Annotated in this window: 14 protein-coding genes; 5 read left to right on the forward strand and 9 right to left on the reverse strand. The window is 64.8% G+C overall.

Features of this window, described 5'->3' with window-relative positions; translation table 11 throughout:
- Positions 1 to 12 precede the first annotated feature (12 nt).
- On the forward strand, positions 13 to 1,086 hold the full coding sequence (locus ACQP1G_RS14290; protein WP_433203531.1) for an AraC family transcriptional regulator: 1,074 nt from the start codon (positions 13 to 15) through the stop codon (positions 1,084 to 1,086).
- Positions 1,087 to 1,295: 209 nt separating this feature from the next.
- Here ACQP1G_RS14290 and ACQP1G_RS14295 read toward each other — a convergent pair whose 3' ends face one another.
- Both ACQP1G_RS14295 and ACQP1G_RS14300 read right to left on the reverse strand, forming a co-directional pair.
- On the reverse strand, positions 1,296 to 1,610 hold the full coding sequence (locus ACQP1G_RS14295) for a hypothetical protein (RefSeq protein WP_433203534.1): 315 nt from the start codon (positions 1,608 to 1,610) through the stop codon (positions 1,296 to 1,298).
- Between the two features lie 21 nt (positions 1,611 to 1,631).
- On the reverse strand, positions 1,632 to 2,477 hold the full coding sequence (locus ACQP1G_RS14300; protein ID WP_433203537.1) for a patatin-like phospholipase family protein: 846 nt from the start codon (positions 2,475 to 2,477) through the stop codon (positions 1,632 to 1,634).
- A gap of 197 nt (positions 2,478 to 2,674) precedes the next feature.
- Here ACQP1G_RS14300 and ACQP1G_RS14305 point away from each other — a divergent pair, with 197 nt between their 5' ends.
- Both ACQP1G_RS14305 and ACQP1G_RS14310 read left to right on the forward strand, forming a co-directional pair.
- Positions 2,675 to 2,884 (forward strand): hypothetical protein, encoded by a 210-nt coding sequence (locus ACQP1G_RS14305; RefSeq protein WP_433203540.1) that lies wholly within the window; start codon positions 2,675 to 2,677, stop codon positions 2,882 to 2,884.
- A gap of 11 nt (positions 2,885 to 2,895) precedes the next feature.
- Complete coding sequence (locus tag ACQP1G_RS14310) at positions 2,896 to 4,119, forward strand: aspartate aminotransferase family protein (RefSeq protein WP_433203543.1); 1,224 nt, start codon at positions 2,896 to 2,898, stop codon at positions 4,117 to 4,119.
- Between the two features lie 519 nt (positions 4,120 to 4,638).
- Here ACQP1G_RS14310 and ACQP1G_RS14315 read toward each other — a convergent pair.
- From ACQP1G_RS14315 to ACQP1G_RS14335, 5 genes are all read right to left on the reverse strand, one after another.
- Complete coding sequence (locus ACQP1G_RS14315; RefSeq protein WP_433203546.1) at positions 4,639 to 5,580, reverse strand: sigma-70 family RNA polymerase sigma factor; 942 nt, start codon at positions 5,578 to 5,580, stop codon at positions 4,639 to 4,641.
- Between the two features lie 10 nt (positions 5,581 to 5,590).
- The gene (locus ACQP1G_RS14320; RefSeq protein WP_433203549.1) at positions 5,591 to 6,781 is read right to left on the reverse strand and encodes an NAD(P)/FAD-dependent oxidoreductase; all 1,191 of its coding nucleotides are present in this window, start codon (positions 6,779 to 6,781) and stop codon (positions 5,591 to 5,593) included.
- Between the two features lie 441 nt (positions 6,782 to 7,222).
- Positions 7,223 to 7,642 carry a hypothetical protein gene (locus ACQP1G_RS14325; protein WP_433203552.1) on the reverse strand — a complete coding sequence of 140 codons (420 nt, stop codon included), beginning with the start codon at positions 7,640 to 7,642 and terminating at the stop codon, positions 7,223 to 7,225.
- A gap of 546 nt (positions 7,643 to 8,188) precedes the next feature.
- Positions 8,189 to 8,500 carry a hypothetical protein gene (locus tag ACQP1G_RS14330; RefSeq protein WP_433203555.1) on the reverse strand — a complete coding sequence of 104 codons (312 nt, stop codon included), beginning with the start codon at positions 8,498 to 8,500 and terminating at the stop codon, positions 8,189 to 8,191.
- The gene (locus tag ACQP1G_RS14335; protein ID WP_433203557.1) at positions 8,500 to 8,697 is read right to left on the reverse strand and encodes a hypothetical protein; all 198 of its coding nucleotides are present in this window, start codon (positions 8,695 to 8,697) and stop codon (positions 8,500 to 8,502) included. Before ACQP1G_RS14335 ends, ACQP1G_RS14330 begins: the two co-directional genes overlap by 1 nt.
- A 262-nt stretch (positions 8,698 to 8,959) precedes the next feature.
- On the opposite strand from ACQP1G_RS14335, the gene ACQP1G_RS14340 reads away from it, so the two are divergent.
- Positions 8,960 to 10,198 (forward strand): hypothetical protein, encoded by a 1,239-nt coding sequence (locus ACQP1G_RS14340; RefSeq protein ID WP_433203560.1) that lies wholly within the window; start codon positions 8,960 to 8,962, stop codon positions 10,196 to 10,198.
- Here ACQP1G_RS14340 and ACQP1G_RS14345 read toward each other — a convergent pair.
- Positions 10,132 to 10,902, reverse strand: a complete 771-nt coding sequence (locus ACQP1G_RS14345) for a 2'-5' RNA ligase family protein (protein WP_433203563.1) — start codon at positions 10,900 to 10,902, stop codon at positions 10,132 to 10,134. The genes ACQP1G_RS14340 and ACQP1G_RS14345 overlap by 67 nt on opposite strands.
- Positions 10,903 to 11,266: 364 nt before the next feature.
- The gene (locus tag ACQP1G_RS14350) at positions 11,267 to 11,629 is read right to left on the reverse strand and encodes an NUDIX domain-containing protein (protein ID WP_433208504.1); all 363 of its coding nucleotides are present in this window, start codon (positions 11,627 to 11,629) and stop codon (positions 11,267 to 11,269) included.
- A 22-nt stretch (positions 11,630 to 11,651) separates the two neighbouring features.
- Here ACQP1G_RS14350 and ACQP1G_RS14355 point away from each other — a divergent pair, with 22 nt between their 5' ends.
- Positions 11,652 to 11,948, forward strand: coding sequence for a hypothetical protein (locus tag ACQP1G_RS14355; RefSeq protein ID WP_433203566.1), 297 nt, complete (start codon positions 11,652 to 11,654; stop codon positions 11,946 to 11,948).
- Positions 11,949 to 11,970: the final 22 nt, after the last annotated feature.

Below are 11,970 nucleotides of genomic sequence, written 5' to 3' on the forward strand. Positions count from 1 at the left end.
GGACAGGCGGATATGCAATATTTCGTGCGCAGCGCCGTGCTCAACGGCTACGTCGAACTCGTGCTCGAGTTGGGGCAGGACCCGTCATCGCTGATGCGCACGGCCGGGATCGATCCGGCCGCCGTCGCGGCAATGGGCGGATGGCTGCCGGCGGAAGCGGTCAACCGGCTGTTCGACCTGTCCGCGGCCGGGACGGGCTGCGAGCACTTCGGCCTTCGCCTGGCAGCCGCCCGCGCGATGTCCAATCTCGGACCGGTGGCGTTGGTTGCCCGCGAGGAACCGGACGTGCGCAGCGCGCTGAGTGTGGTGGTCCGGCATGTCAACCTGCACAACGAGGCCCTACAGGCCCGGCTGATCGAGAAGAACGGCCTGGCTACCGTAGAGGTCGCCGCCGCCTCGGGTATCCACCTCGGCCGTCAAAGCGCGGAAATCGCCGTGACGGTGATCTACGGTCTGCTGCGCGAATTCCTCCACGACGACTGGCAGCCACTGACGGTGTGTTTCACCCACGATGCTCCGGCGGACCTAGAGATCCATCACCGCGTCCTCGGCCCGGAGGTGCAATTCGGGCACACCTTCAACGGGATCGTTCTCTACGCACGCGACCTCGACGCTGCCAACGCGATGTCCGATCCGCTGCTTCGGCCCTACACCCGCCAGTACCTCGAATCGCTGCTACCACGGCAAAGCACCCCCACCACCACCGATCGCGTCCGTAGCATGATCGAATCGCTACTGCCCACCGGACGATGCTCGAGCACGTACGTCGCCCGAAGCCTCGACATGGACCGGCGCACCCTGCACCGCCACCTGACTCGCTCCGGCGAAACGTTCACCTCGCTGGTCGATTCGGTACGCATCGACCTGGCCCGCCGCTACGTCGCTCGCCACGACCGGACGCTGACCGAGATCGCCGAGGAATTGGGCTTTTCGGCCCTCAGTTCGTTCTCCCGCTGGTTCAGCGACCGCTTCGGCTGCAGCCCGAAAACTTGGACGCCGGTCGAGTCCACCTCACCCACCGGCCGGCACCTCCTCGCAGGAGCGCATCAACCACTACGGCCGCTCCCAGGTGCTGACCTCGCCTGATTCTCGGATTCCACCGCCACAAGGGAACGGTCCGGGCTGTTCAAGGATCAGTACTCCATCGGCACGACACCCCATCCGCGCTACAGGAAGCCTCACCGACCGGCCGGAGCACGATCTAACCCTATGAGTCGAACAACACTCCAGGCGTTGGAAGTACTCACCGACCGGCGGCGCGGCGACCAGCCCCCGACCGGTCAAAGGCTCGCTGATCAACTCTGATCAGGCGGTGCCTTCGCCTTCGCTGCGATCAGTGCGGCGGCTATCGGCGGGCTCGCCAGTTGGGCGGTCAGGCAGTCTGCGTGCGGAATCGGCGCCGGTAGGCCGCAGGAGTGCAGATACGGCAGCCAGCGCGCGGCCCCCAGCACTCCGAGCTCGATGGGCGATGCCCGCAGCGTCTGGACCGCGAGCGCGGTGATGTAGGTGCCGACCATCGACAAGCTGTCGGCGGACCAGAACCACAAGAATCCGGTGGATGACAGCAGCGGATACCGGGCTCGAACAGGTTCGCCGGTCGTCACGTTCATCCCCCGATAGTCGGCCCCAGGCTACTTCGGGGTAGGCCAGATCCGTTGGAGGCGTGCGGCTTCCGTATCGGCTTGGGCGAATCCGGCTCGGAAGGACGGTATCCAGTGTGCGCGGTCGTGCAGGTCGGCTCCGAAGGCATCGACCGATCGTTCGTCGGGGGTGATCAGCAGTGACTCCGCAGGCCGCGCGGATTGCAGTTCTGCGGCGAGATCGGTGTCCGGAAACAGGTGTGCCAGTGGATGAATGGTGACGAGAAGTTCGGCTCCGGCGGCCAGATCCGCATTCGTGGCGGAGTGCATGCCGCCGTCCATGTAGCGACTGTCGCCGATGGTCATGGGCGGGTAGACGCCTGGCATCGCCCGACTGGCGACGACAACGTCCGCCAGCGGGGCCGCGTCGCGTCGATCGAAGACTCGGCGCTGGCCCCAGCGGGCGTCGACGGCGACAACCCGCAACCGGTCGGGCCACTGTGCCGTGCCGATCAGGGTTCGCATGCGCTCGGCATGTTCCGCATCGTCTTCGGCGCTCATCTCGAGCGCGATCTCCCCGACCCGTCGACGCTTCAGCTCCGGTGTCGTTTCGCTATCGCCGAGGACCGCGAACACCCGGCCGAGTGTTCGCGGGTCGGGCGCGGGTGGTTGCGGGGTGGACGGCGGAGGCTGGCGGGGTTCGGCGAGTTCGCCCGGATCTCGTTCGGAAGCCAGCACCGCGCCGACGATCGCGCCCGCGGAGGTGCCGACGATCAGGTCGGCGGCGGCGAGGTCGATGCCGTGCTCGCGCAAGCCGGCGGCCAGACCGGCCATCCAGGCGGTTCCGACGACGCCACCGGCGCCCAATACCAGGGCACGGTTCGGAAACTGTTCCACGGCACCGACATTACTGTTCGGTCGAGTGGCGGCTGGCTCCGCGCGCAGCTACCTCTGGGACGGACAGAGGTGGGTGGCTGACGTCGCGCATCCGATCATGCCTATCGTGATGATCGTGGACCGGGCGCTCACACCGGTCGCGCTGGGCGTTTCCGGGCGGCTGATCGCGGGCTGGCCGGTCTACCCGCTCGGCTGCGGTGCATCTACCCGTCCGTGGGCCGATCGTCGACTGGTATCCGTACCTGTTCGGCGATCCGCGCCACCAGGGTTATGTGCCGATGACGATCGGCTGGTGCTGGTCATCGGGTTCGTCTATTCGCCTCGCGGTGGTCGCGCTCGGCGAATCGAGCAGCCGCTGGCGCGATGCGGACGAGCTGGACGACGAAGTGACGTGGTTGTCGAGGTAAAGGTGGTTGATATGGGTGCGCTATGGCATGGGTTCGCCGATATGGGCGCCGTCGAACGCGACGGTGCGTTCGTCGTCGCGCGCGGTTCGGGTGCCTATATCTACGACCAGGCGGGTACCAGGTATCTGGACGCGACGGCCGGACTGTGGTTCACCAATGTCGGGCACGGTCGCGCCGAGATCGCCGACGCGGTCGCCGAACAATTGCGCACGGTCGCGCACTACTCGAACTTCGGTGATTTCGCCGGACCCGCCACCCAAGAATTGGCGGAGCAGCTCGCGAGCATCGCACCGGTGCCCGGCAGCAAGATCTTCTTCACCTCCGGCGGCTCGGATTCGGTGGACACCGCCGCGAAACTCGCCCGCCGCTATTGGCACGAGTTGGGTCGCCCGGATAAGACGATTGTGGTCGGACGCCAGCGCGCGTATCACGGAATGCATGTCGCGGGAACGGCTTTGGCGGGTATCCCGGTCAACCGGGAGGGCTATGGCGAGCTGATGGCCGATGCGCGCACCGTCGAATGGGACGATGCGAAGGCGCTGCTCGCGCTCATCGAGGAGATCGGTGCGGAGCGCATCGCCGCGTTCTTCTGCGAACCCATCATCGGCGCGGGCGGGGTGTACCTTCCGCCGGAGGGCTACCTCGCCGAAGTGCGCCGCATCTGCCGCGACCACGACATCCTCTTCGTCATCGACGAGGTCGTCACCGGCTTCGGTCGCATCGGCGGATCCTGGTTCGCCGCAACCCGTTTCGACCTCGAACCCGACCTCATGACCACCGCGAAGGGTCTCACCTCCGGCTACATCCCCATGGGCGCGGTCTTCATCGCCCCCCACATCGCCGCCCCCTTCTTCAGCGGCGGCGTCTGGTGGCGGCACGGCTACACCTACGGCGGCCACGCCGGAGCCGCCGCCGCAGCCCTGGCCAACCTCGCGATCGTCGAACGCGAGGGTCTGCTCGACGAGGCGAAGCGCCTGGAATCCACCCTGCACGAAAAGCTCGCCCCGCTCGCAGATCACCCACGAGTCGCCGAGGTCCGCAGCGGTCTCGGCGCGGTCGCCGCGATCCAGCTCGCCGACCCTTCCGAAGCGCTACCTTTCGTGAAAACCCTACGGGAGTACGGCATCTCAGGACGTGCGGCGGGCCAGGGCGCAATGCAGATCTCACCGTCATTCGTGATGACCGACGACCAGGTCGACGAGCTCGTCGAGGGCTTCACCCGCGCCCTGGGCTGAGCCGCGCGCTGCGGGTTGGGGTGCTTCAAGTCCCGCTTCGCCCACAGATGTAAAACATGAAAGCCGCAGGTCAGGGAGTGTTCTATCTGGTCTGCGGTCTTTCGTCAACAGGATTTGTTGACTGGGATGTTGACCGGGATCGTCGGTTGGTGTTCACAATCGTTTTCGGTCAAGGGGGGACAACTCCCATTTCAGTTCGACCGCTGTGAAAACGCCTGGTAGTCGATTGTTTTGGTGCTCGGCGCACAGGGATGGTCGAGGTCGCGGGTTTGCGGATCGCCCTGGGGGAGAAGGGGGTTCGGAAGCACTCCCGACCCCGTGTGTGAGCGGAGCAGGTCTTTGCCCGTGCTGCTGCAGCCTCGAGCGTGTCCAGAATGTGGATAGCGCTCGCGCGGGCGTGGGAGGTGATGTCTACCGGCCCTTGCTTTTCGGCTTGTTCGAGCAATGTACGGGCGTCGATTTCGATCCCGGGACACTGATGACGGTTCCGGTCCGGGAGGACGTGGCAAGCGCGGCCGGCTACCACGATTCGATCAGCGGGACATCATGCTCGCGCCGCTGCCATTCCTCGGTGAGGCGACCGAGTCGGTCCGCTGCGGCGATGCCGCGCACGCCTGCGATCCTGTCGTCACGGACCTCCAGGATCACGACGCCCAGCACCCGGTCGTCGAGCGTGGCGAGCATGGCCGGGCAGCCGTTGACCACGACGGCATGGATCGAGGGCGAGCCACCGGCGAGTCTCCGCTTGGCCGGAGTCGGTTTGAAGCCGGCCCGCACCGCGCTGGCGATCCGCTCCGGGGTCGAATACCGGATCAGCTTCTCGGCCAGCCCCAGCCCGGCGCCGTCGGAGATGCCGGTCGCGTCGTCGGTCAGCAGCGCCACCAGCCGTTCGGTCCGGCCCGAGGAGGCGGCATCGACGAACGCCTCGACGATTCGACGCGCGGAGGCATGGTCGATGTCAGTGCCGTTGCCAGCGGCGGCGATTCGACGCCGGGCTCGGTGGGTGTGTTGCTGACTCCCGGACTCGGTGATGCCAAGAATCTCGGCTATCTCGGCGTGGCTGTACGCAAAGGCCTCGTGCAGCACGTAAACGGCCCGTTCGATCGGCGACAGACGCTCCATGAGGGTCAGCACCGCCAGGGTCACCGATTCGCGCTGCTCGACTGTGTCGGCCGGGCCCAGCATCGGGTCGCCGTCGAGGAGCGGTTCGGGCATCCAGGCGCCGACCGCGCGTTCGCGCCGCACCTTCGCCGAACGGAGCCGGTCGAGCGCCAGGTTGGTGACGATCTTGGTCAGCCATGCCTCGGGCACCTCGACGTACTCCCGGTCGGCGGCCTGCCACCGCAGGAACGCGTCCTGCACCGTGTCCTCGGCGTCGGCGGCCGAGCCGAGCAGACGGTAGGCGAGTGAGGCCAGCCGATTCCGGCTGGCCTCGAAACGCGCCAAGGTGGCAGTGTCCATGAGCGCGACTCTATGCGGCGACCACGTAGGGCGAGTGCTCTCGTGTGGTGGCCGAGCGGTATTTATGACTCGGCCTTCCGAGGGTCGGGTGGCTCAGGGTCCAGGCGGCCGTGCGGAGGATTGCCGACTTGACGCGCGCGGCCGTCCGGCCACGTAGGGCCCACGACTTCGATCGCGCGTCGCCGTCGACCAGCTGGAAGATCCCGTCGTTCCGGCCGAGGCTGATGTGGTTGCCGACATACGACAGCGAGGTCGTCGAGATCTTGCGGCCGGTCCGGTCCCCGATGATCGCGGCCGTCGCCTGCATGCTGGTGGATCCCGCGGAAGCGCAGGACATCGGCAACGGCCGACCGTTCTCGCCGATGACGAAGGCGCTGTCACCGGCAACGTAGACATCCGGGTGCGAGATCGACCGCATCTGACGGTCGACCGTGATCTGGCCGTTGGGTACCACCTCGAGGCCGCTGGCGGCGGCAATCGGGTGGACGGCGAAGCCGGCGGCCCACACGGTCGCGTCGGCGGCGAAAGCGGTGCCGTCGGCGGCGAGCGCCGCCGCCTCCTCGACGCGCTCGATGGTGGTGTGCTCGTGGACCGTGATACCGAGCCGGTCGAAGGCACGCAACAGGTGACGGCGAGCCTTCGTGCCGAGCCAGCCGCCCAGTTCGCCGCTGGTGGCGAGGCTGACCCGAAGTCCTGGACGGGATTCGGCGATCTCGGTGGCGGCCTCGATCGCGGTCAGATTGCCGCCGACTACCAGCACCTTCCCGTCTTCGCCCAGCTCATCCAGGCGTGCGCGCAGGCGCAGCGCGGACGGCCGCGCGGCCACGTGGAAGGCGTGCTCGTCGACGCCCGCAACGCCGTGGTCGGCGGCGGTGCTGCCGAGCGCGTAGAGGAGGGTGTCGTATTCGAGCCGGTCGATGCCCTCGCCGTCGGCGACTGTGACAGTCCGGTGCTCGGCGTCGACGTTGGTTACCCGCGCCAGTCGTAGCCGGATGCCGGTGCCCGCGAATACCTCCGCCAGCGGCCGGTGGCGGAGATCCTGCCCGGCGGCGAGCTGATGCAGGCGTAGCCGCTCGACGAAATCGGGTTCGGCGTTGACGACGGTGATCTCGAAGTCGTCGGAGTGGAGTTGGCGGGCGAGGTATCCGGCGGAGAAGGCTCCGGCGTATCCGGCCCCGAGGACGACGATGCGGTGCTGCATGGTTCGCTCCTGTCTGGTTCGCGTGCTCCCTGAACGAGACAGCCCCCGAATTCCTGACAGCATCAACCAGTGACATGGATCACCCCCGCGGCTCGCTCAGCGGGCGAACTCCATTCCGAACCACGCTGGCCCGAGCAGGTTCTCGACCTCATCGACGAGTTGCGCTCACAAACCGCGCACAGCGTTCGACACATACCGGGAAGGTCGCTCGCTGCGCTGGGCTGAGGTTATTGCCGCGGGTGCGCTGCCAGTAGCCCGGAACCGGCGTCGACAGCTAACGCGGCCTGCGATGCGGGGGTCACCGCAGCCACGAACAGCAGGAAGCCGCGATCGGCGACTACATCCGCTGGCGCAACCAGCACGCCGGACCGGACCGCAACTTCGCCGTCGGCTCGAAAATCTGACGACCGGATTGCCTACCGAACGTTGTTCGACGAGGCGCTAGTTCAACGATTCTGCATAAGACCGAGCGTCAATGGCTTCCAGGGTGGCGATCTCGGCGTCGTCAATTGCCATCAAGGCATAGTCGATCGAAGCCGAGGCGTAGCCCTCTGCGTCATCGGCTCGGCGATTTGCGACCTTCAGGTCGTGAGTGTCTTTCTTGGCCGCAATAGTGTTCTTGATTTTCTCGACCCGCTTGTTGTGCTCCATCTGGAGTGTTTCCCAGTCGGAAGCCGCCGCAGCCTTCCTCGCTACGACATTCGCCTTGAATTTATCCTGCCTGACTTTTGCCTCCGCTTTGGCGGAGTTGATAGCGGCATCCACTTTCTTCCCAGTTTCTTTCTGGGCCGCCGCTATCTCCTTCTCCGCGTGCTCTGCATGGTCTTTAAGTTCTTGCACCTTTTCCGAAATCTTCGTCATGATTCTCTCCTTTCATTTCCTAATATTTTCATTTTCTAATATTTTCACAAATACCATCATAGCTCGTGGTGCACTTGAGCGACAAGGTGAGACGAATGTGTATCTCGAATCCCGTATACCGCCGGGCAAGGAAAATAAAATTGTAATTGGTGACGGTCCGGCTGCGTGTGGGCTGGCATGCGCAGACCGAGTTCTGCCCAGCGTCGATGGCCCGCCCCAGCGCAGTCGGCGCCTGTTGGGTGGTGCGCCGATGTTCTCGTTTTCCGCAACCCTTCGGCGCTCAGGGGCATGGCGTTTCTTCGTCGCGAACACTGGTCGGCCTGCCCCTGATCGCGTCGTCTATGTCCAGGTCGGTATCGGAGTCGCAGATCCAACCATCGTCTTCCACTCGACAGACCCTGCCGTCTGCCGCATGGAAGATCGGAGAACTGTCGACCGGCGCCAAGGCGAGCTTGCGGTGAGTGTCTTCGTGGAAGGCCGCGAGCAAAGCGCGGACAGATGGAGCGATCTCGATCGGATACGCCGGAACTACTTCTGTCATCTGGTTCAGGCCCCCAATGGGTTCGGCAGGTCCTTCGGGTTGAGCAGCGCCGCCCAGTAGTCCTCTCGAAGCACGTCCCACAGGTCATCGTGCCCGGGAAGCAACTCCCGTGCATCGGCCAGATCGGGATGCGGGTCGAATATGACCGTTCCGGGTTGCACTCCCGTGAGCGGTGTGCGCGCGGGCAGGCGATACGCGGTGAACGATGCGGCGGTGAACTGCACGCGCAGGATGCGCGCGGAACCTCCCGCCAATTGCCATACTGCGATCTTGCGGCCGTCCTGGGTTTGCGTGGTCCGCAACCTATCTCGGCGCATCACACGTCCTGCGGGGTCGGATGCCCGATGCAGGGAGACGTAACACCCCGGTATCGGGACGACTCTGTGGGCGCAGGCTGATCTGCCCACTCGCGGACGGCCTCCGCGAACCGCTCGACCACATCGGCCCCGGCGCCGACGCAGTTGGCTGGCGGTCCGATGAACGGATCGCGTTGCGGCAGTTTCGAATTAGTCATGATCCTCCCCGTTGCTGCGGTCGAGGCACCCGCGCCGAGGAGCGCGCCGCTAGGCCGACGGTGGGATCAGCCGACCTGCATACGCTGGGGCTACGAGTAATTCCTGGGCGTCGGGATGCACACCAACCATCTCTCCGGTTCCCGACTGGATTGAAGCCACACGACCGCTACGGAACCTCTACGCTGCGACTACAGACCAACGATTGCGGGTGGGCGGATCGCGATGATCGTTACGAGTTGGACAGGGGTCGAGGTACAAGTCATGCGCGTGGCGGCGCTGCGTGTGACACAAAAGGAGTTCGCCGAGATCATCGGATACACCGAAGCGGTTGTGCGCAAGTGGGAACGTCGCGGTGCGACGATCACTCTTGCCGGGCAGTACGCCGCAGCGATGGATACGCTCTTGCGTCGCCTCGATGACGAGCAGCGTGAGCGGTTCGAGGCGAGCGTCACGAATCCGAGCACATCATTGGCCGCTGGGACCTCGCCTCGATCAGTAGGCGGTGAGGGCTTCGAGACAGGTCTAGAGATCGCCGCGCGGATGCAGCAGCTCAGCGATCTCGACGCCGACGACGGCGTTGCAACGGTTTTAGCGCTCACCACCGCGGACCTGGTCGACCGTTACGAGCTGGAAGGTCCGCATGTTCTCGCGCCAGAGGTGGTCGCCGCGCGTCGAAGAGTTGAAGAGCTGCTGCAGCAGCGGCGCCATCCGGCCCAGATACAGCACCTGTATCGGACTGCCGGACAGCTTTCTGGCGTCTTGGGCTACATGGCAGTCAACCGAGGCATGTTCGGCCGGGCCAAGATGTATTGCCGGGAGGCATTCGCGATCGCTGTGCGGCTGCAAGACCGCGACCTGCAAGCGTGGGTGCTGGGAACGGAGAGCTTCCTCGCCTACTACCAAGGGCATTTCACGGAGTCGGTTGCCTACGCGCTCGAAGGGATCCGTACGTCGGGTCCGGGCCCTCAATCAATCCGCCTGTACTCGAACGGCCTCGCCCGCGCACTTGGCAAGTTGGGCAATGCAACTGGAGTCGCGCAGGCAATCGACCGCGCGATAGAGATCGCGTCGGAGCACCATCCCGGCACCGGGCTGACACCCGCTCTAACATTCGCTCCCTACGGTGAGGCGCGGGTTATGGCCAACGCGGCGACCGCGTTTCTGTCTGCTGGCGAGCACAGACAGGCGTTGCAGTTCGGTCGATACGTCGAAGATCGTGTGAACGGGTCCGACTCGGTCTGGAGTCGCTCCCTGGTCCGTCTTGATGTCGCGACCGCGCTTGTACAGCAGGGGTCCGCAGAGGTCGAGCATGCTGCGCAGCTGGGGATCGAAGCGCTGGCTCTTTCGCGTGATCGGCCGATTCGGTCGGTGTGGCAGCGCGCGCACGAACTCCGCGAAGTGATCGGGTCGATACCGACCGCAACGTCCAAGGACTACCTGGACAGCCTTCGCGAATGGTCTTTGTCGGCACGACATTTCGCTGCGCCGGAGGACGGCTGAATCGCGAGCGATATGACTGCGTGATCGCGCCAGACATACTGTCTGCCAGCGCGTCGCAGCTCAACAAGGTGCACGTTGTCGACTCGAACCGGCACCGGTGCGAGATCCCGCAGCTGTTCGACCGCACCGACCAGACCATTCGCCGCTTGCTGCTTGTTGATGTAGGCGATTCCGAGATGTGGTCGGAATTCTGATGTTTCAGTCAGTTGGCTGTTCGGCCGAACAGCGGCGGTGCATTCTCTGAGCGACCGGTGAAGGTCGAGCAAGGGATCCCATGGCGCAACGGAAAACCTGATCGCACTGCGAGATCCAGCGAGCGGACCGACGCTCAGATCGAATGCCTTGACCCCGGCCAGCCGTCGATGAACGAGATCGATCAACCGTGTGAGCGTGCTGTCGGACACCTGATCGGCGTCGCCGATGCTCAGTAGAGTGAGGTGCAGTCGGTCGAGCGACACTGGGTCGAGGCTGTCGGTCCCGAGCTGACCCTGGCATTCCGAGGCGAGGTCGGCCAACGCTGGATCGCTGAACGTCAGATACCAGTAGTAGCCGGACCGGCCGGGAGCCCAACCTTTCAACGTCCAGTGGTCATGGAGTGCGTTCAGCCCGCGGAAAGCTGACCAGTCGTTGCTTTGGATGATGCTGGGTTCAGATGTCGACGTCGGACGCAACAGAGGGAACGGGCGTTTCGACGGGGCGGTCATGGGCCGTGGATCTCCGTGTCAGCTGTCGCGGTTTTCTGCTCGCGAGTGTACGGGTCGCGGTCGAGGGTGAGTCCACGATGAAGTACCTGGAAGGCAGACCTGCTGCCTTAGTGTGCGACACCTTAGTGACGCGCTAATGCCGCAGCGCTGACCTGTCGTCAGCCACTCGGTCACGATGCGGATGACGTCAGCGCAGTCACGCCGAGGCTCGCGGTCAACCGGGTGGAGAAGCCGCCCTCCTCACGTGTCACGCCGCCACGATGTATGAGCACAATGCCTTGCTCTACTGGTGGAGCGACTAAAGTGGCAGCTAGGGAGACCGTCAAGCCCTGCCGTGAACCGCTTCCGTAGCAGGTTGTGACGATCACGCGGCCGACAGGCTGAGCGCCCGATAGAGTGCCACTACCGTTGCCGCACCAACGATCTCGCCGCGGTCGATCATGTCGACGGCATCAACCAGTGGGATCCACCGGATATCTTCGGCCTCGTTGATGTCCGGCGCGGTGTCGGTCAGGTCAGCGCCGCGAGCCAGGTAGATGTCTTGTGGTTGGTCCAGGGTGCCGATGGATGGCTGGTAAGTGACAAGATGCTCCATGGTCCTTGGGCGCCAGCCGGTTTCCTCTTCGACTTCCCGGGCCGCCGCGGCGGCAACATCTTCCGCATGATCCACGTATCCACCCGGCAGCTCCCATACCCATCGGTTGATGATGAACCGATGCCGGTACATCAGCAGCACCTGGCGGTCGTCGTTGATTACCAACGTCATCGCGCAGCGCGGCATCCTGGCCACGTACTGCGTGAATTTCACGCCGTCGGGGGAGCTCGATATCGACGGTCGAAAGTTTGATATGCCGGTTCTCGTCCACGACGCGCTCGCCGTGGATCGTCCATTGGGTGCGGCTCACCAGTCGACGCTATCGCCTGACGGCCATCCGGTCGATATTCAGGTCGAACAGCGGCGTCGCAGGTGTTCACGGCCCATCGATGAACAGGGCTCGGCGCTGAATAGCGGCCCCTGTGGTGCAAAGTTGCAAGTGATTACGTAGTCGCCGACGAGCGGCGCATGAT

It is taken from the genome of Nocardia sp. CA-107356, from assembly GCF_050946365.1.
Lineage (GTDB): Bacteria > Actinomycetota > Actinomycetes > Mycobacteriales > Mycobacteriaceae > Nocardia.